This is a genomic window from Alphaproteobacteria bacterium (assembly GCA_033762625.1).
Taxonomy (GTDB): domain Bacteria; phylum Pseudomonadota; class Alphaproteobacteria; order UBA9219; family RGZA01; genus RGZA01.
In genome coordinates this window covers 34,137-52,835 of record JANRLI010000011.1, presented here as the reverse complement: position 1 = coordinate 52,835, position 18,699 = coordinate 34,137, and the positions used below count along the sequence as shown (strand labels likewise).

The window sequence follows — 18,699 nt, the reverse complement described above, 5'->3', positions numbered from 1 at the left end:
AAATTAAAAATACAGTGCATCCGGCACCGCATGGTTGTGCCAGAGCAACACGAAGCCGTCAACGGAAATAGCCTGAAGTTAAGGATTTGAAAGGGAGATATGCCGATTAACTGCGCGCAACCCGGGCAATTTGCAACGCTGGTCTGATTTCCTGTGCATCTTGTTCATCACGGTCAACAACCATCGACTTAATGGCTTTTTCGTATCGGCGTTGTTTGTAAATCGCAGCCTTGTCTTCAACAAATGCAGCAACATTTACAGGTGCTTTTAACGCATACTGTTCAAGCAATTCAGGCTGTTCTAACAACTCTTTCAAGCGCGTTGTGGTTGAAACAAACACATTTTGCTTCACATCAAAAATATACAAACGGTGCGGTTCGGTCACCACATCTTCAAAATAGGCAACGATGCTCAACTCATTCTCATTCACCACCGCTTGAATATCATCATACGCAAATGCGTGATTGATATCCTGCAAGGTCTTGGCTTGTGTCAATAAACGAAGGCGTTCGGTTTCCTCAATCGTGTGGCTGCGCACCTGCTCGACAAGTGCCGCATAGGGTGCAAGGCGTGCCGCATCACGTTCGCTGCGTTCGGTTGCAGGCTTGTGCGCAGCATTCCAGATGCTCTGTACAGCTACGCAATCCTCATGGCCGGAAAATGCCGAGATAACGGTCTGGCCGCTTTCTTTTGCACGCTCTAAAATAATATGCAGGCTATCTTCCTGGGTGCATTGCTGGGCAGATGGCGCTGGAAACGATGCGCCAGCGGTTGACATTTTAAATACTTCAACACCGTGGGTTGCGTTGGAGTTAATGCGGCGGTCCATGCAATGGATACAAATACAAACTGCGGCAGGCTTACTGTTTTTTTGGGCGGCCAATGGGTTAACCGTCATACATCCTCAAAAGCAAATTTATTTTTCCCAAGTTTAACTGCACTTGGCGTTTTTTTAAAGCTGCGCGTAGAATCACTTAGTAGCTACGGCGCCAGCGCAATAAATAACGAATGAATTGAATGATATTGCTCATAAATGCAGTCCTCGTTTTATCCATTGACCCAATCGATGCACGGCAACCGAAATAGGCGTAGCCGGCACGGCAGTAGTAGAAATTTCGCCGCGAGCAAATTGTCTGACGATTTCTTGACCGGGCGAATCTGATCCGGCAAACCCTGTCACACGCTCGCGGTCCGAAGCGCTACGCCCGGGCGCCTTTCCAAATGGTCGTTGTGGTGCGTGCATGTATAAATCCCTTAAAAATGCTCTCCTCCAATTCTACTGTAAAAACGCGAAAGTAATTGGCCCCAACAAGCGCGTTAAGCACAAGTTTTAACCAGAAATACCAACAATTTTGGGATAAACAGGCCTAAGTTGCGTCAGAATGCGGCGAAAATGCTGTGTTGTGAGAACCGGAGCGCAGCGCACGTTAAGTACGTGAGCACCGGAAGCGCAACAACGCTGTCATTTGCAGCCCATTATCACGCAACTTACTTATTATCTTCGTATTTAAGGGCGGCAATAAATGCGCTTTGGGGGATTTCAACCTGCCCGAATTGGCGCATGCGCTTTTTGCCTTCTTTCTGCTTTTCGAGCAGTTTTTTCTTACGCGTAATATCGCCGCCATAGCATTTCGCGGTTACGTCTTTGCGCATGGCTGAAATATCTTCACGTGCAATAATCTTGCCGCCAATCGCTGCCTGCACCGCGATCTTGAACATCTGCTTTGGAATTAAATCTTTTAATCGCTCGCACAATGAACGCCCGCGTTTTTCTGCCGCGGTTTTATGAACAATCATAGCCAGCGCATCAACGGGTTCCTGGTTCACCAGAATGCTCATCTTCACCAGATCACCGGTTTCATAGCCATCCATAGCATAGTCAAAACTGGCATACCCACGGCTTACCGATTTCAAACGGTCATAAAAATCGAACACCACTTCATTAAGCGGCAACCGGTAAACCAGCATCGCGCGCGTTCCGGCATAGGTTAAATCCACCTGCACGCCGCGGCGGTCTTCGCATAATTTTAAAATGGAACCCAGATATTCATCCGGCACTAAAATCGTCGCCTTAATCCATGGTTCTTCAATGTGGTCAATGCGCATCACATCCGGCATATCAACCGGATTGTGAATTTCCATTAAACTGCCATCGGTCATGTGCAGCTTATAAACCACCGACGGCGCAGTCGTGATTAAATCAAGATTAAACTCCCGCTCCAAACGCTCTTGAATGATTTCCAGATGCAACAAGCCAAGGAAACCACAGCGGAAACCCAAGCCAAGTGCAGCGGATGTTTCGCCTTCAAAGTGGAAACTAGAATCATTGAGCACCAACTTCCCCAGTGAATCGCGCAGCGTTTCGAACTCCGCTGCATCGGACGGAAATAATCCGCAGAACACCACTGGAACCGATGGTTTGAACCCTGGCAACGCTTCTGTTGCTTGACGTCGCTCTTCGGTAATCGTATCGCCAACCTTGGTATCGGTAATGGTTTTAATACCTGCCGTGATGTAACCCATTTCACCCGGCAACAACGATGGAACTGGGATTTTTTTTGGTGTGAAATAACCAACACGTTCTACTTGATGTGTTGCACCAGCGGCCATGAAGCGCACCTTCATATCTTCCTTCAGCTCGCCTTCAAAAATGCGCACCAGAATAACCACGCCAAGATATGCGTCATACCAGCTATCCACCAGTAATGCCTTTAATGGCGCATCTTTATCGCCTTTGGGCGGAGGCAAGCGGTGCACTACCGCTTCTAATACATCCTGAATATTCAGCCCTGTTTTTGCCGAAACGCACACGGCATCACTGGCATCCAGCCCGATCACATCTTCAATCTGTGTCTTTACGCGGTCGATATCGGCGGCGGGCAAATCCACCTTGTTCAACACAGGAATAATTTCGTGATTATTGTTAATCGCCTGATACACATTGGCCAGCGTTTGCGCTTCAACGCCCTGACTTGCATCAACCACCAGAATACTGCCCTCGCATGCCGCCAGACTGCGGCTAACTTCATAGGCAAAATCCACATGGCCTGGTGTATCCATCAGATTCAACTGATACATCTCGCCATTCAATGCTTTATAATTCAATCGAACGGTTTGCGCTTTAATCGTAATACCGCGTTCACGCTCGATATCCATGCTATCCAGCATCTGTTCTTTCATATCGCGCTTTTCAATACCGCCGCAAAATTCAATCAGCCGGTCAGCAAGCGTCGATTTACCGTGGTCAATATGCGCGATGATTGCAAAATTTCGAATATGGGATAATGGAACGGACATTGATGTATAAGCTCGTGGCAGCGTTTTAGGTGGCGCTATTGATAGCGCATAAAGGCTTTAAACAAAACCGAATTATTATCTGCTTTTTTGGGCTTTTTTGGATGGTTTTATCGCTAACACAGCGCAGCTCATGGGCTTTAACACAAGGCTGTTTTTCTGATGCAACGCGCCAATACTGGCTTCATAAACCATCTCCGCATGCGGGGGAACTTTATAGTTCGCCGATGAAGACCCAAGGTTAAATACAAAATGCAGGCGCTGTTTCTTATCGAACCGTTCGAAAGCAATCATGCTACCCTTCGTTTTGATGGGCTTAAAGCCATGCCCTTGTAACGCGGGTTGTGTCTTGCGCCACGCAATAGCACGGCGTGTAAAATGCAAATGACTTTCTTTGCTGCGCTCCTGAATATCCACCGCCAGCATTTTGTGCGTTTCACTGATTGGCAACCACGTGCTGCGCGATGTGCTGAATCCTGCACCAGACGCATACCCGTTCCATGGCATGGGCGTTCTACATCCATCGCGTCCTTTGAATTTCGGATAAAACGCGAGCCCAAACGGATCAACCATTTTTTCATACGGTACATCGGCTTCCGGCAGGCCCAATTCTTCGCCCTGATACATGCAATAGGAACCCGGCAGCGAAAGACCAAACATCACTGCAACGCGCGATGCATGACCACTGCCCCACCGTGATGCAACCCGCATCACATCATGGTTTGATAATGCATAACAAAACTCCGTATCGGATGGTTTGGTTTCTTCAGCCAGCGCGACAGTTTTTGCAAATGATGTGGCATCGGGCACGTTCTTGAGCAGACCAAAGGTGTAACTCATATGCAAGCGATGACGCTGCGTATAAAGCGCGGCGCGCGCAAGCGGGTTCTCGCCGCCCACTTCGCCTAGCAATACTGCCCCGTATCGGTTGGCAAGCTTACGAAGCTCTTCAAGAAACGGTAGCGTTTCAGCATGCCCTTCGCTGTGCAGGCGAATTTGCCGCGCCTGCGGAATGTCTTTTGGAACATCCGGCGCAACCGGCATGTTTTTGGGCCGCGCAGGATTATTGCGCAACTTCGGATCGGCAAAACCGGTATGAATAGCATCAAGCCGGAAGCCATCCACGCCCATTTCCAGCCAGAACTTCCCGATACTCATAATCATTTTACGCAAAGCAGGATTGCGCAAATTGAACGTCGGCTGGCTTTCAAGAAACTGGTGAAAATAATATTGCTGGCGCGTTGTATCCCACGCCCATGCACCACCACCAAAATAGGAAAGCCAGTTATTGGGCGGTGTGCCATCCGGTTTTGCATCGGCCCAGATAAACCAATCAGCTTTGGGGTTTTTTAGACTGCTGCAGCTCTCCACAAACCATGGGTGTGCATCGCTGCAATGGCACCATACCTGATCCATCAGCACCTTCAGCTTGTTCTTATGTGCTTCGGCCAACAGCTTTTTAAAATCATTCAGTGTGCCAAAGCGCGGATCCACATCGCAGTAATCGCTGACATCATATCCGAAATCTTTTTGCGGCGATTTGACAAATGGCGAAATCCAAATCGCATCTACGCCCAAGCGCACAATATAGGAAAGTTTTTCCAGAATACCGCGCAAATCGCCAACACCATCGGCGTTGCTGTCTTTAAACGAACGGGGATAGATTTGATAAATAAGCATTGCGATTAGCTTAATCTACTCGCACAGCTTCGCAAGAAATATATTACGCCGAGGTGTGCGGCGGCGTATGCCGCTGCATGGCCCATGCCGTTGTGGTGGTGGTTGTCGTCACTACGGCTGGCGGGCGCGCCGTATTGGCAATCAATGTTTGTACCTGCTGCGCGACAAGGGTTCTCAATTGCTGATTACCTCTATCTGTAAAATGATAGCCATCAGCCGATTGAACAACGCCCCGATCACGCGTTGCAACGGTTTGGATAGGTGGACGATCCGGATGCGCGGCATTATATTCACGAATGGTTTGGGTAATAATATCACCCACGCGCTGAAGTCCTGCATCGGTTGCTCGGGACCGTTCATGATGAGCCGGTAATATCCAGTTATTGATGCGCACACCTTGCCTATCAGCTGCTGCTAAGAATTTAAGAACTTGCTGTCTGTTTTGTTCGGCCGTATAAGGTGCATTATTCGTACCTAAATACACATCGGCCACGCTGCCACGCGGCACTCTAGCAAACTGATTGGCGGCCACACCAATACTCCTCCCGCCCTCTGCAACATTTCTAACGCCTGGATATTGCGGGCCCACTCCCACACCAATACTGTCGCCCATAATCACATTGGTTTGCTGGTTGGGAATAACCGGCGCGCGGTTATTCACCCATGGCACCATCGGCGTTGTGCTGGGTGCATGTCTTAGCTCTGGCCTCATGTCACTAAGCGGCGCCGTCATCTGCGGCGAATAAGAAGGTGTTGCGCTTGGTATCGCGCTTGGTGTTGGAAGCGGTATTGCACTGGGTGTTGGCTGCTGGTCTCCGTTATGGCGATGCATAACCCAGCCTTGTGGCTGCGTGTGTTGCTGGACTTGTGGCAATGGGTGTTGCTGCGGTGCTGGCGGGCGAAATGCATTGCCGATTGCACTGCCGATTGATGTGAACACATTGTTAATGCCGCGCCCGATTTCTGCAAGCGCATCACGAAATCCTTTCAGAAAACTATTTACAGATACCGTGCGCTGCCCGTGTTCCGAACCCGGCAGTGATGCCCATTCCTGACGGCATAAATGCGCAGCACGTTGAATATCGCCGCGCATAACAGCCTGCAATGCACCGCGTTCTGCAATCAGCGATACCGCTGCAATATCTTGCGTGTGGGGTTTGAAATCATTATACCCATAGGTACGCGCAATACGGTCCCATGTCGTGCTGATAAACTGATAACGGCCCGCTGCGTTTGAACGCAGCCGCGGATTCAACTGCACCATTCTGCGCGGATGTTCGGCATAGCCGTTATTGAACTGGCTGTGCCCCACAACAATATTATATCCGTCGTCACCGCGCCGATAGGTTCCTTCGGCTTTGGCAATTGCATCAAGAAACGCGCGCACATTGGGATGTTGCAATGCGGCTTCGTATTCCGAGTACCGTGGTGAACGTGGATAGTTTGTCATTCCCATGCCCGTAACTTATGCGCGCGGTGGATGCGGTTCATCCGGCTGTCTATGCCTGTGCATTACAAATGCAGGCGCGGGATGCAGATGTGGGCCAGCTGTTATAGGCCGTTTCATCGGCACAACCTGTCCCAACGGACGTTGTTCGGGGGAACGTATCGGCACACCGTATTGGGTATAGGAAACTTGCTCACGGTGTTCTTGGGTTCCCATATCAGCGCTGGTATGGCGCTGCATGCGCCACACGCTGGTTGTAGTGGTCACGTGAGGAGGCGCTTCAGGACGGCGCGCGTCAGGGTGATGCGCATCCGGATGCGGCGGGTCTGGCTGTCTTCCACCAAATACATAGTTGAATGCACCAACTGCCGCATCACGCACCACAGTAAATGCACGCTGGATGGCATCGCCCACCTCGCGGAAAAAACCCATGGCGGTGCGGTGTCTTTTATTCGTTTCCCCAAAACGGTTATCATAACGCTCGAAGCGATGCATCGCTTCTACGGCCTGCGCCAGATTTGTTGCACGCCGCAGCATATTTCCGGGAACGACTTCAATATTCCATCTTGGCCCGGGCACGTTGGAATTATCACGCCGCGCGATGCCCATTTCATGCATGGCATAATCGACATGCGCGGTGACCTCATCTTGATGCGGGCGCGCGGCAACAAAACGATCAAGCCCGTGCTTGCGTTCCTCACGCCACTGGAACAAGCCATAGGCTTCACGGCCTCTGCCCAAATTTCTATCGCCAACAACGCCCAATCGGAATGTGGATTCATGCTGAATGGCGGCCATGACCGCTTGGATCTGATGCTGCTGAAAATTATAAGCCGTCGTAAGGTGTTCCAGCACACGCCGGCGATTTGCAGCGGGGTCGTTTCGTTGATCACTATGATGTCTGGCAGCGACCATTATTCGCCCTTTAAATAAAAGCTTATCTATTTATACTTACTTTAATTTCTTATCATTAAAACTTGGTGAAATAAGCGTTAACGCACGCGGTGTTTGCTGCAATCTTGATAAGGAATTACAACGCATTATTCACACGCGCCAAATTGAGTTATTTCTTTATATGGTTAATGAGCGCGTTTTATACGGTCGGCCGTGTCGGGCGGTGTGGTTCAGGGCGAGGTTCAGGCAAAGTGGTTGTCGTATGACGGTGCATCACCCATGCGGTGTGCGTGACGCTTTGCGGTGTCATTATCCTGCGTTCTGGTGGTTGCTGTGGCACATAACTCGGATGATGCGGCGGCGCTGGTGCGTGTGGATGCACGGCGGGGGGCGGCGGCGAAAACATATCCGAAATCCTATTCATGACCCAGCGTCCCGCATTCACAACACCCGTTGCAACAGTTGCAATCGTGTTGCCAATCACGCTCGCCACATCGCCGATAAAACGTCCAACCCCGCGAATAAGACTAGCAAAACGGTTATTCCACCAACCGGAATCTGGAGTTTCAACGCCGAAGCGTTCTCCGCGTGAACGGAAGGTTTCCCTACCCACGCCGACATTTTCAGACGCATTACCGGTTGCGCCCAAGCTTAAATTAGTTCCGTTTCTCATAACCTTGGTAATCATCTCGATGAAAGCAGGATTATTTGAATAACCAGGATCAGGCTGGTGCCGCGGCCAATAGTTGTAATTGCCATGATTACGTAATTCATAATTCAGTGTATGGTTGCGCGCGGCGCTACGATTAAAAACAGTTTCAGCCCACGCCATTTGTGCGTCGGTGCCTTGAGCGCCCACTTCTTTCTGCATGCGTCCTGCAAACGCAAACATGACAGGGGTTGGCCTTCCATGCGCATCAAACAATTCACGCTCGAACTGTCTGCGATCAATAATTGCATGTGGATTAGATCGTGGATCTCGATTAGCAGGATGACGTGCCATTACATCACCACGTAGGGACGCGCGCCATGCTCTGCAATACCGTGTGGCATTGCAGGGATCGCGTGTGCGGCAAGGTTGTTGACCTGCGCAGGCATCCCTATCCCTTTAAAAAGTACTTTTTACTGGGCTTATTATAGGTTTTTCAGCTTAAAATGTGGTGAAGGAGAGATTAACTACGCTTCATTCTCGTCGCAGGTTTCCTGCGTTTCTTGAAGCAGTATGGTTAATTTTTCTGCCTAAATTATAGCTTATGCGTTTTCCAGCGCCTTAAGCACCGCATCACCCATGGCCTGTGTGCCAACCGGTTTTACACCGACGGCCGCAATATCAACCGTGCGAATATTCTGCTCCAGCACCTTGGCAACTGCGCGTTCCAGCGCAGCGCATTCATCAGGCATGCCAAGTGAATATTTAAGCGCCATGGCAAAACTGAGAATAGTTGCAAGCGGGTTCGCCTTATCTTGTCCTGCAATATCCGGCGCGCTGCCATGAATGGGTTCATATAGCGAGTTCTGTTTGCCATGCTTATCAGGCGCGCCAAGACTTGCCGATGGCAACATGCCAAGTGAACCTGTCAGCATCGATGCTTCATCAGATAGAATATCACCAAACAAATTATCTGTCACAATTACATCAAAGCTTTTCGGGTTACGCAGCAACACCATTGCTACCGCATCGGCATACATATGCGTTAATTCCACATCCTTAAATTCCGTTTCATGCAGCTTGGTGACTTCTTCGCGCCATAAACGGCCGCTTTCCATCACATTGGCTTTTTCCGATGAGCATACTTTGTTGCCGCGTTTACGCGCCAATTCAAACGCCACACGCGCCACACGCTGAATTTCGGGCGTTGTATAAACCTGCGTGTTCACACCTTTACGCACGCCATTACCCATATCGAAAATGCCGCGCGGCTCGCCAAAATAAACGCCGCCAGTCAATTCACGGACAATCATGATATCAAGGCCCTTCACAACTTCCGGCTTTAGCGTGCTGGCATCCAACAGCGCATCAAACACTATCGCTGGGCGAAGATTGGCAAATAAATCCAGCTCCTTGCGGAGCTTTAATAATGCCGCTTCGGGGCGCTGGGCATAATCCACCTTGTCCCATTTTGGTCCGCCCACCGCGCCCAACATGACCACATCTGCGGCCTTGGCTGCTGCCAGTGTCGTATCATGCAATGACGTTCCATATTTGTCATAAGCGGTACCGCCAACCACATCTTCGCTTACCTCAAACCGTGCGCCCTTGTTTTTGAAATAGGTGATAAGTTTTTTAACAGGTTCCATCACTTCATGGCCGATATTATCGCCGGGAAGCACGAGAATGTTGTAGGTCTTTGACATAATATTTCCTGTTTAAGTCCAGCTTTGGTTTGCTTTACGCTTTTCTTCAAACGCAGCAATGTCATCTTGATGTTGCAAAGTAATACCAACAGCATCAAGGCCTTTAAGCATGCGATCCTTACGCAGCGCATCGATAGTGAAGCTGAATTGCTTATTACCTGCCTTGACCGTCTGCGCCTCTAAATCCACAGTGATTTCGCGTCCCTGCTTTGCATCTTCCATCAACTGGTCAACCTGGTCTTGCGGTAATTGCACTGGCAAAATACCGTTTTGAAAACAGTTATTATGGAAAATATCGGCAAAGCTTGGCGCAATTACACAGCGAATGCCAAAATCTAAAAGCGCCCAAGGCGCATGTTCGCGGCTTGACCCGCAACCGAAGTTTTCGCCCGTCACCAGAATACTCGCCTTGCGGTAGGGCTCGCGGTTTAAAACGAAATCAGGAATTTCCTTGCCATCTGCCGCGAAACGCATTTCATCGAACAGGTTTTTTCCAAGCCCCGACCGCTTGATGGTCTTTAAAAATTGCTTTGGAATAATCATATCCGTGTCGATATTGATAATCGGCAACGGCGCTGCAATTCCGGTGAGTTTTGTAAAGGCCTGCATGGCGCTCCTAATTCAAAAACTTGTCTTTGGTCATCGACTCTTCTTCGCGGATATAGGCTTTAATAACCATCCATATCCCCAGTATTCCCGCCGTGATAATGAGCGTGAGCAAAACCTTGCCCATCACTGCCCAAGATAAAATATCAAACCACAAATCCAGAACAAAAATGCCGCCTGCAGTTGCAATGATGATGAACAGGATATTCAACAGTAAACGGCGTGTACGGTTTGCTTCACTGATTTGATTAGCGCGGTCTTCAATCATGCGATTTCCCTTTCCAAAACAACCAGAAATGCTTCACGGGAGAACAATAATAACTCGCGGCGCTTTTCACGTTCCATGGTGATAACGCGCCAGCCTTCTTTCGCATTACTGTTCAAAAATTCGCTGAACTTCACAGGGTTAACCTTGGATTCCCCCAGCAGCAACGAGCCTAATAACGGTTCGCGATATACTACGACTTTATATTCACGCATAGCCCATGTCCTTGCTAAAATTATGTCCTTGCTAAAATGGTGCGGGAAACCTGCTTGGTTTTACAGGGGAAGCCCCTCTGAATCCACCGTTTCTTTCATAGAAAAATGCAACATCCATTTCCGGAAACGCCACGATGCGGTCGCGGTTTTTAACCCGCAAGGTTGGCGCATCACGAAACTCCTGCGCATGCCACGCATCACGTACCAGATCTCCTTCGGGCACAGCTAAATGGCTAAGCCCCCTGCCATTTTCGACCACCATGTTGTGCCAGCCTTTTTCCCACTGCACCATTTCATCCACTTTGCCTGCAATCACCTGTGTGCCGATATCTTTGGGACTTAGATAAAAGGGTGTCATACCCAAACGCACGGTTTGCCATTTCGAACGCGGCAGATTTTTATTCACGCCCGTTTCCAAAAACGCGCGGATCGACGCAACGCCAAACGCGTGATGACTTGATGCGCGCCGCAAGATTAATCCGTTGCCTTTGTGGATATTCGATTTATGGCGCTCATTCAAATGCGGTGCATAAACCACAAAATGCGTCTTGGGCTGTGCATCGGTTGTAAATACAACCTTGTCGTAGCCGCCCATATCCTCCACATATACAACCAACCCTTTCACGGGGGGCGGCACGTTTAATTCCGCATAATTATCAGGGCGGCGCAAAGGTGCTGTTCGTTGTAACATCGTCAACCCATTCAAAAGCGTTATTTCACCAATTCGCGTACATCTGCCAACTTACCGGTAATCGCAGCCGCAGCAGCCATTTCGGGGCTAAGCAAATGCGTGCGGCCGCCGCGGCCTTGGCGACCTTCGAAATTGCGATTGGATGTGGATGCGCAGCGTTCGCCTGGTTGCAACTTGTCTTCATTCATCGCCAAACACATGGAACAACCGGGCTCACGCCAGTCAAATCCGGCATCCTTAAATAATTTATCCAACCCTTCTGCTTCGGCTTGTTCTTTCACCAAGCCCGAACCTGGAACCACCATTGCGTACACATGCTTTGCAACTTTACGTCCGCGAATAACTTGGCTTGCTGCACGAATATCCTCGATGCGTCCATTGGTGCATGAACCGATAAACACTTTATCGATTGCCACATCGGTCAATTTCGTTCCCGGCGTTAAACCCATATAATTGAGTGCGCGTTCAACGGAACCACGATGATTTTCATCAGCGATATCAGCTGGGTTCGGTACAGTGCCGGTAATCGGTAAAACATCTTGCGGGCTGGTTCCCCATGTGACTTGCGGAGCGATCTTCGAGCCATCCAACGTGAACACCTTGTCATATTGTGCGCCCGCATCACTGGGTAATGTGCGCCAATACGCAACTGCATCATCCCATGCTTTTCCTTGCGGAGCCATTGGGCGACCTTTCAAATACGCAAAGGTCGTTTCATCGGGCGCAACTAACCCGGCACGCGCGCCCGCTTCGATGCTCATGTTGCATACAGTCATGCGGCCTTCCATGCTCATTTCCTTGAACACATCGCCCACATATTCGATTACATAGCCTGTGCCGCCGGCCGTTCCCGTCACACCAATAATTGCCAGGATAATATCTTTGGGCGTTACGCCGAAACCGATTTTACCCGTCACTTCAATTTTCATATTTTTGGAAGGCTTCGCGAGCAACGTCTGGGTTGCAAGCACATGCTCCACTTCCGAAGTCCCAATACCGAACGCCAATGCGCCAAATGCGCCGTGGGTTGATGTATGGCTATCGCCGCATACAATGGTCATGCCGGGCTGCGTCAATCCCTGTTCGGGTCCAATAATGTGCACGATGCCTTGGCGCTTATCGGCCATATCGAAATATTGAATGCCGAATTCCTTGGTGTTCTCGGCGAGCGCCGCAACCTGAATGCGCGATTCTTCCTCTTTAATCCCTTTCAAGCGGTCAGCAGATGTTGGCACGTTGTGGTCGGCAACGGCAAGGGTTGCCGCAGGCTGGCGCACTTTGCGTCCGCTCATACGCAAGCCTTCAAATGCCTGCGGGCTGGTTACTTCATGCACCAAATGACGGTCGATATACAAAATCGCCGTGCCATCGGGCAAGGTTTTCACAACGTGATGTTCCCAGATTTTATCGTATAAGGTTTTAGCTTTGGTCATTTTATTCCACATAGTAACGGAGCGATTTTTTCCCATAAACGCATCTTCAATGCAAACGCCTTGCATAAAGTGCTTATGCTACTTGGATTAATTGAGGATTGTGTTTTTTAAGGCAGTTTCAAAGGGGAGGGAAACCCCCAGAAAGCGCGCGGCATCGCGCGAAACGCGCTGCGCATCACCGCTGGTAAGGAACAGATCTTGGCGCTTCTTTTCATGCTGTGCAAATTCCGGGTGCCGCTGCAAATAATCAATTAACCGGTCTGCGACTGCCGCGCCTTGTGATAAAATCTGCGTGGACTGCGGCAAATGTTTTCTAAACAAATGCTCCACAATCGGGAAATGGGTGCAGCCTAATAATGCGCGCTGCGGGGCAGCACCATTCGTTTTTTGCAAACATTCGCGCACCGCTTCACTCACTAATTGTTCCAATTCGTTTTCGCTTGCGCTGTTTTCAATCGCGCCTGCCAATTGCCGGCAGGTTTGCGCAATCACCTTGGCCTTGGGATTACGCTTGTGAATCTCAATTTCATAAACGCCGGATTCGATTGTGCGCTGCGTGCCAAATACCGCTAACGTCTCGCTCGCATCCTCATGCGTTGCTGTGGCAACTTCCACTGTTGGCACAATAATGCCAAGCACGCGCTTATCGCTGTGAATGCTATGCGGTAACCATTGCTGCTGTAATGTGCGCAACGCAACCGCAGTTGCCGTATTGCATGCCAAAACAACCAATCGGCAGCCCCCGTTCTCGTTAATGCCAAACAACATTTCAATCGCGGCCTTTGTGAGTTCAAGAATTTCCTGTGCTGGCTTCATGCCATATGGCGCGTTGGCATGATCTCCAAAATAGACAAAATTGCGCTGCGGCAATTCCTTGGCCAGCGCCTGATAGATGGTAAGCCCGCCATGGCCTGTATCAAATAAACCGATCATCACACTTATTCCAAAAAGGGCACCAATAAAAAAGGCCGCTAAAATCAGCGGCCTTTTTGAAATATGTTGTTTTAGAAAGTTTGGAAATTATTCCTGACCTTCTTGGCTGTCCATACCAAAGCCGGTGGTACGTTCAGCAATACGTGCGGATTTACCGCGACGATCACGCAGGTAATATAGCTTGGCGCGGCGAACTTCACCACGGCGCACCAACTTGATGGATTCAAGACGTGGGCTGTAAAGCGGGAATACACGTTCAACGCCTTCACCAAGGCTGATCTTGCGCACAGTGAATGATGAATTGAGGCCAGCATTTTTGCGTGCCACAACCAAACCTTCATACGCCTGAATACGTTCGCGGGTTCCTTCAATAACGCGCACATTCACGCGCACGGTATCGCCCGGCGCGAAATCGGGAATGGCATTTGCGTTTGCGCCGGTCAGCTTCTTGATCTGTGCGGCTTCAACTTTTTGTAACAAGTTCATTGGTAACTCCTAATATAGCATATTCCCGAAAAGTGGTTTCTGGTTTTCGGATAGCAATATGCGACTTAATAAGTGGCCTAATAACCACAAAAACAGGCATCTGTGCAATAGAAATACTGGGCCTAAATTACTATTTTTTTTGCCTAATATTACCGGTATTTAAGGCCTCATAGCGCTGCCAAAGGTCGGCGCGGCGCGCCTTGGTGAGGTCCTTGGCTTGGTTTAAGCGCCATTCCTTAACTTTTCCATGGTCCCCCGAAAGCAGTACATCCGGCACATCCATACCCTTCCAGCTCGCGGGTTTGGTGTAATGCGGATATTCCAGCAATCCTGCGGCAAAGCTTTCTTCATCGACCGTTTCCGCATTTCCCAACACGCCGGGCAATAAACGCACCACGCCTTCAATTAACGCCATCGCGGCAACTTCGCCGCCTGCCAACACAAAATCACCAAGGCTTACTTCTTCCAATCCCTGCGCATCGATCACACGCTGATCAATCCCTTCATACCTGCCGCATAACAAGCCGACATTCATTTCATTCGAAAGCTCATGCAACAGTGCCTGATCCAATTTTTTACCGCGCGGGCTCAAGTAAATTTTACGGGTACCCTCTGGCAAACTGCTTAGCGCAGCATCGAGCACATCAGGCTTCATCACCATGCCCGCGCCGCCACCATAGGGTGTATCATCCACCGTCTTATGCTTATCGGTAGCAAAGTCGCGGATCTGAATGGCTTGCAAATTCCAGATGCCGTTTTCCAGCGCCTTACCCGGCAAAGAGTATCCCAAAAGCCCGGGAAACATTTCCGGAAACAACGTGAGAATATGAACATTCCACAATGTTTTCATGGCGGATTTCATGGCGGGTTTCATTTTGCTTTTTTCTTGGTTGGCTTCTCTACCGCTTCTTTTTCAGATTTTGGTGGCTTTTCATCTGCAAGCCAGCCATGCGGTATCATGATGCGTATGCTGCGTTTCTTGATGTTCAAATCTCCCGCGTAGGGTTCCTTGAACGGCAGCATAAATTCCTTACCTTCCAGCGGTTGCAACACCAGAATATCACCCGCACCAAAATTATGAATATCGGTCAGCGTTGCAATCACCTTGCCTTTATCCGATACCGCCGAAAACCCTTTCAGATCTTCTACATAATAACGGCCATCTTTCAATTCCGGCAACTGGTCACGCGTCACATATAATTTTGGTTTGGTGCGAACCAACGCCTCTGCAGCATTGCGGTCTGCAATGCCCTTCACCTTGGCAATCAATGTATTTTTATGGGCGCCTTGATGTTCGCCAATAATTTTTAAATGATATTTATTCGAACCGCTCTCATCCTGAACAACTTTATAATCGCACAAGCCCAAGGGATCTTCGGTAAAGCTTTTGACCTTTACCTCCCCCTTGATGCCATGTGCGGCAATGAATTGCCCAACCAAGATGAGTTTCATTTTGCGTTATGCGCTATTACGCTGCGTTTTCTTCAGCTGGTTTTTCTTCAGCTTTTGCCTTTGCTTCAGCAGCAGCCTTGGCGCGTTCTTGTGCCTTTGCCTTTGGCGCAGACTTAATAGGCGCATGACGGTATTCAACCTTGGGGCCGATACCGGCTTTGTGCATGAAAATAGCCACGCGTTCCGATGGTTGCGCGCCCTTTGAAACCCAGTATTTAATGCGTTCAGCATTCAGTTGAACACGCTGCGGGTTATCTTGCGCCAGCATCGGGTTATAGCTGCCGACCTTTTCGATGTAACGCGCATCGCGTGCCTTGCGGCCATCTACGACAACGATGGAATAGAACGGACGCTTCTTTGCGCCGCCACGTGACATTCTGATTTTAACTGACATAGTTTTTTCCTTCTCTCTCTTGGTTGTACGCTTGGTTTTAATATACAGATTTCAATTCTCCCCCTTCGAATAAAAAGGGCCCAGAGAACTGAACGCTACTTATCGCTTCCCGAGCAAATGTTCCAATCCCCCCGCATTCATCTGGCGCATGAAATTTTTATTACCCATCTTTTTCATCTGTTTCATCATGTCGCGCATTTGCAAATATTGTTTAACCAGCTGATTGATCATCGCCACATCCGTGCCGCTACCTTTGGCAATACGGCGCTTGCGCGACGCGTTCAGCAAATCCGGATTTTGCCGTTCCTCTCTGGTCATGGAACTGATGATGGCTTCCTGCCGTTTGATTACGCGCTCATCAATCTTGGCTTCGCTCATCGCTTGCTTGATTTTACCAACGCCCGGCATCATGCCCATAATGCCTGAAAAACCGCCCATTTTGCGAATTTGGCGTAATTGATCCGCCAAATCGTCAAAATCGAACTGCCCTTTCTGCATTTTGGCAGCCATTTTTTCAGCGCTTGCCATATCGATTTCCGCGGCCGCTTTTTCAACCAGGCTGACCACATCGCCCATATCCAGAATACGGCCCGCGATACGGTCGGGGTGATAGACTTCAAATGCATCCAGCTTTTCGCCCGAACCAAAAAATTTGATTGGCTGGCCCGTAACAGCGCGCATCGATAATGCCGCGCCGCCGCGTGCATCCCCATCAAGGCGCGTCATGATGATGCCGGTGATATTCACGGCTGCATGGAATTTTTCCGCGACATTTAGCGCGTCTTGGCCTGTCATCGCATCAACCACCAGCAATATTTCGGCTGGCTTGGCGATTTCGCGTACCGCTTTCACCTCATCCATTAATTCTTCATCAATCGCGGTGCGGCCTGCGGTATCCAGAATGACAACGTCATAACCTTCACGTGCCGCAACTTCAATCGCGCGCTTGGTAATCGCGGTTGGCGCTTCGCCTGCAATAATCGGAAGGCTTCCCACATCAGCCATTTTAGCCAATATTGCCAGCTGTTCCTGCGCGGCGGGGCGGCGTGTATCCAGTGATGCCAGCATCACTTTTTTACGTTCCACTTCCTTCAACCGCTTGGCCAGTTTACCAGATGATGTGGTCTTACCCGAACCTTGCAAGCCTACCATCAAAACAGGCACAGGTGGGTTATGCGCCAAATTCAGCGGCGTGGCGGTTGCGCCCAATGTTTCAACCAAAACATCATGGACGATTTTTACAACCTGCTGGCCTGGCGTAACCGAAGCAATGACTTCCTGACCTACTGCGCGTTCACGCACACGCGCAATAAAATCCTTGGCAACCGTCAGCGCAACATCGGCCTCAAGCAGCGCAATGCGTATCTCTCTACAAGCGGCATCCACATCGCTTTCGGTCAAAGCACCGCGCCCGCGCAAGCGGTCGAAAATTCCGGTTAGTTTGCCAGTTAAGTTTTCAAACATTTAAACCTATACGCATACAACAAAACATAGCCTGTGCGCGAAACTCGCGGACAAGCTGAACACCTTAGTGTCGTTTATCTCTATACTTCGGAGATGTCAGGAAAATAGGGGTTTTAGTAGCATGGAGTCAAGCTAAACCCCGTCATCAAAGGTTTAACGCTTAGCTATGGTTCATTTGGCTAAAAAATGTAGCTGCATCAAAGCGTTCAACCACGGGACGCACCGCCTTTTTCTTATGTGGCTTGGCATCCGCCACCTTTACAGGGCGGTTAACTTTTGCATCCTGCCTTGGTTGCTGGATTTTTAGCAATTTGGTCGCTGGTGCGCTGACATGTTTGCGCGCAGCAACCGAAGCAAGTTGCAAAGCCTCCACCCTGGTTTGTGCAACAACCGCATCACCAAATTGCTGATAGAGCGGCGCCATGCGTTTACCGCACCGCTCATCCAGCTGCACCGTGCTTGGAACAGGAGGACATATTCGTTCGGCATCTTTAAATCGTGCAACCAATGGATGTTTTGCACCAAGTGTATGCGCTACATACGACGCGTTGATAAGGGGTGCCTGCACAAGCATCCGGGATGGCACCGCATAATGCACAGACATAACCGAACCGTCGAAAGCCGCGGCGCTCACTGCGGCAGTCGCTTCAAAAGGCTCAAATGTCACGGCTATATGATCCGGCTTTGGCTGCTTTAGTGTTGCCTGCCATTTGGCCAAATCAAATGCGGGGTCAATATGTTGGCGTACATAGCTTTCATAGCGCGCAGAGCGTAAAGCATGCGCCTGTTCTATACCCGCTTTTTCAACCTCAATCGACATATCAATGTCAGCGGCAAATTTCTGCGCAGTACGCGTACTTAGATGTGAAGATGCGTAATTATACGCAATCAAACCCGCAAAGAGGACAAATCCTGCAATCGATGTAGCACGCGCAGCTATATTTATGCTTCTACGCAGCGCTTGTTTTGCGCCACGGAAACTGAACAAGGCCGGCGGGATCATACGTACTTCAATATCTTCGGCGCGGGGATAGGCACAAAACGATGCGCCAGCAGCATAATTTATCATTAAACACTCGAACTTTTAAAA

The 18,699-nt window shown here is 49.6% G+C and carries 19 protein-coding genes; all 19 read right to left on the bottom strand.

The window, feature by feature from the left end; translation table 11 throughout:
* Positions 1–106 precede the first annotated feature (106 nt).
* The 19 genes from SFW65_05905 to SFW65_05815 all read right to left on the bottom strand — a co-directional run bounded on the left by SFW65_05905 (position 107) and on the right by SFW65_05815 (position 18,678).
* Positions 107–898: a hypothetical protein gene (locus SFW65_05905; GenBank protein MDX1922642.1), complete on the bottom strand. Its 792-nt coding sequence runs from the start codon at positions 896–898 to the stop codon at positions 107–109.
* Between the two features lie 590 nt (positions 899–1,488).
* Positions 1,489–3,297 carry a translation elongation factor 4 gene (lepA, locus tag SFW65_05900; GenBank protein MDX1922641.1) on the bottom strand — a complete coding sequence of 603 codons (1,809 nt, stop codon included), beginning with the start codon at positions 3,295–3,297 and terminating at the stop codon, positions 1,489–1,491.
* A 75-nt stretch (positions 3,298–3,372) separates the two neighbouring features.
* The gene (locus SFW65_05895; GenBank protein ID MDX1922640.1) at positions 3,373–4,974 is read right to left on the bottom strand and encodes an alpha-amylase family glycosyl hydrolase; all 1,602 of its coding nucleotides are present in this window, start codon (positions 4,972–4,974) and stop codon (positions 3,373–3,375) included.
* Positions 4,975–5,017: 43 nt separating this feature from the next.
* Complete coding sequence (locus SFW65_05890) at positions 5,018–6,424, bottom strand: glycoside hydrolase family 104 protein (GenBank protein ID MDX1922639.1); 1,407 nt, start codon at positions 6,422–6,424, stop codon at positions 5,018–5,020.
* Between the two features lie 15 nt (positions 6,425–6,439).
* Positions 6,440–7,336 carry a phage tail tip lysozyme gene (locus SFW65_05885; protein ID MDX1922638.1) on the bottom strand — a complete coding sequence of 299 codons (897 nt, stop codon included), beginning with the start codon at positions 7,334–7,336 and terminating at the stop codon, positions 6,440–6,442.
* 178 nt (positions 7,337–7,514) lie between these two features.
* A complete protein-coding gene (locus SFW65_05880; GenBank protein MDX1922637.1) occupies positions 7,515–8,318 on the bottom strand; it encodes a hypothetical protein in 804 nt (267 codons plus the stop codon).
* A 248-nt stretch (positions 8,319–8,566) separates the two neighbouring features.
* Complete coding sequence (gene leuB, locus SFW65_05875) at positions 8,567–9,670, bottom strand: 3-isopropylmalate dehydrogenase (GenBank protein ID MDX1922636.1); 1,104 nt, start codon at positions 9,668–9,670, stop codon at positions 8,567–8,569.
* A gap of 12 nt (positions 9,671–9,682) precedes the next feature.
* Positions 9,683–10,279 (bottom strand): 3-isopropylmalate dehydratase small subunit, encoded by a 597-nt coding sequence (gene leuD, locus SFW65_05870; GenBank protein MDX1922635.1) that lies wholly within the window; start codon positions 10,277–10,279, stop codon positions 9,683–9,685.
* Positions 10,280–10,286: 7 nt separating this feature from the next.
* Positions 10,287–10,544, bottom strand: coding sequence for a hypothetical protein (locus SFW65_05865; GenBank protein MDX1922634.1), 258 nt, complete (start codon positions 10,542–10,544; stop codon positions 10,287–10,289).
* Positions 10,541–10,756, bottom strand: coding sequence for a DUF4177 domain-containing protein (locus SFW65_05860; GenBank protein MDX1922633.1), 216 nt, complete (start codon positions 10,754–10,756; stop codon positions 10,541–10,543). Before SFW65_05860 ends, SFW65_05865 begins: the two co-directional genes overlap by 4 nt.
* A 31-nt stretch (positions 10,757–10,787) precedes the next feature.
* The gene (locus SFW65_05855) at positions 10,788–11,447 is read right to left on the bottom strand and encodes a hypothetical protein (protein ID MDX1922632.1); all 660 of its coding nucleotides are present in this window, start codon (positions 11,445–11,447) and stop codon (positions 10,788–10,790) included.
* 20 nt (positions 11,448–11,467) lie between these two features.
* Positions 11,468–12,880: a 3-isopropylmalate dehydratase large subunit gene (gene leuC / locus SFW65_05850; GenBank protein MDX1922631.1), complete on the bottom strand. Its 1,413-nt coding sequence runs from the start codon at positions 12,878–12,880 to the stop codon at positions 11,468–11,470.
* Positions 12,881–12,967: 87 nt separating this feature from the next.
* On the bottom strand, positions 12,968–13,813 hold the full coding sequence (murI, locus tag SFW65_05845) for a glutamate racemase (protein MDX1922630.1): 846 nt from the start codon (positions 13,811–13,813) through the stop codon (positions 12,968–12,970).
* Positions 13,814–13,900: 87 nt separating this feature from the next.
* Complete coding sequence (rplS, locus tag SFW65_05840; protein ID MDX1922629.1) at positions 13,901–14,299, bottom strand: 50S ribosomal protein L19; 399 nt, start codon at positions 14,297–14,299, stop codon at positions 13,901–13,903.
* 130 nt (positions 14,300–14,429) lie between these two features.
* Positions 14,430–15,173, bottom strand: coding sequence for a tRNA (guanosine(37)-N1)-methyltransferase TrmD (trmD, locus tag SFW65_05835; GenBank protein ID MDX1922628.1), 744 nt, complete (start codon positions 15,171–15,173; stop codon positions 14,430–14,432).
* Positions 15,170–15,751: a ribosome maturation factor RimM gene (gene rimM, locus SFW65_05830; protein MDX1922627.1), complete on the bottom strand. Its 582-nt coding sequence runs from the start codon at positions 15,749–15,751 to the stop codon at positions 15,170–15,172. The genes trmD and rimM overlap by 4 nt, the downstream gene beginning before the upstream one ends.
* 16 nt (positions 15,752–15,767) lie before the next feature.
* Positions 15,768–16,145: a 30S ribosomal protein S16 gene (rpsP, locus tag SFW65_05825; protein MDX1922626.1), complete on the bottom strand. Its 378-nt coding sequence runs from the start codon at positions 16,143–16,145 to the stop codon at positions 15,768–15,770.
* Between the two features lie 99 nt (positions 16,146–16,244).
* Positions 16,245–17,609 carry a signal recognition particle protein gene (gene ffh / locus SFW65_05820; GenBank protein MDX1922625.1) on the bottom strand — a complete coding sequence of 455 codons (1,365 nt, stop codon included), beginning with the start codon at positions 17,607–17,609 and terminating at the stop codon, positions 16,245–16,247.
* A gap of 160 nt (positions 17,610–17,769) precedes the next feature.
* Entirely contained in the window at positions 17,770–18,678 is a 909-nt protein-coding gene (locus SFW65_05815; GenBank protein MDX1922624.1) for a hypothetical protein, read from the bottom strand.
* Positions 18,679–18,699: the final 21 nt, after the last annotated feature.

Excerpts from the sequence above, each read along its gene's own strand:
- SFW65_05855 (MDX1922632.1), bottom strand. The coding sequence starts at position 11,447 with ATGTTACAACGAACAGCACCTTTGCGCCGCCCTGATAATTATGCGGAA.
- lepA (MDX1922641.1), bottom strand. The coding sequence starts at position 3,297 with ATGTCCGTTCCATTATCCCATATTCGAAATTTTGCAATCATCGCGCAT.
- trmD (MDX1922628.1), bottom strand. The coding sequence starts at position 15,173 with ATGAAACCCGCCATGAAATCCGCCATGAAAACATTGTGGAATGTTCAT.
- leuB (MDX1922636.1), bottom strand. The coding sequence starts at position 9,670 with ATGTCAAAGACCTACAACATTCTCGTGCTTCCCGGCGATAATATCGGC.
- SFW65_05880 (MDX1922637.1), bottom strand. The coding sequence starts at position 8,318 with ATGGCACGTCATCCTGCTAATCGAGATCCACGATCTAATCCACATGCA.
- rpsP (MDX1922626.1), bottom strand. The coding sequence starts at position 16,145 with ATGTCAGTTAAAATCAGAATGTCACGTGGCGGCGCAAAGAAGCGTCCG.
- rimM (MDX1922627.1), bottom strand. The coding sequence starts at position 15,751 with ATGAAACTCATCTTGGTTGGGCAATTCATTGCCGCACATGGCATCAAG.
- leuD (MDX1922635.1), bottom strand. The coding sequence starts at position 10,279 with ATGCAGGCCTTTACAAAACTCACCGGAATTGCAGCGCCGTTGCCGATT.
- SFW65_05885 (MDX1922638.1), bottom strand. The coding sequence starts at position 7,336 with ATGGTCGCTGCCAGACATCATAGTGATCAACGAAACGACCCCGCTGCA.
- SFW65_05895 (MDX1922640.1), bottom strand. The coding sequence starts at position 4,974 with ATGCTTATTTATCAAATCTATCCCCGTTCGTTTAAAGACAGCAACGCC.
- leuC (MDX1922631.1), bottom strand. The coding sequence starts at position 12,880 with ATGACCAAAGCTAAAACCTTATACGATAAAATCTGGGAACATCACGTT.
- rplS (MDX1922629.1), bottom strand. The coding sequence starts at position 14,299 with ATGAACTTGTTACAAAAAGTTGAAGCCGCACAGATCAAGAAGCTGACC.
- murI (MDX1922630.1), bottom strand. The coding sequence starts at position 13,813 with ATGATCGGTTTATTTGATACAGGCCATGGCGGGCTTACCATCTATCAG.
- SFW65_05890 (MDX1922639.1), bottom strand. The coding sequence starts at position 6,424 with ATGACAAACTATCCACGTTCACCACGGTACTCGGAATACGAAGCCGCA.
- SFW65_05815 (MDX1922624.1), bottom strand. The coding sequence starts at position 18,678 with ATGATAAATTATGCTGCTGGCGCATCGTTTTGTGCCTATCCCCGCGCC.
- SFW65_05865 (MDX1922634.1), bottom strand. The coding sequence starts at position 10,544 with ATGATTGAAGACCGCGCTAATCAAATCAGTGAAGCAAACCGTACACGC.
- SFW65_05860 (MDX1922633.1), bottom strand. The coding sequence starts at position 10,756 with ATGCGTGAATATAAAGTCGTAGTATATCGCGAACCGTTATTAGGCTCG.
- SFW65_05905 (MDX1922642.1), bottom strand. The coding sequence starts at position 898 with ATGACGGTTAACCCATTGGCCGCCCAAAAAAACAGTAAGCCTGCCGCA.
- ffh (MDX1922625.1), bottom strand. The coding sequence starts at position 17,609 with ATGTTTGAAAACTTAACTGGCAAACTAACCGGAATTTTCGACCGCTTG.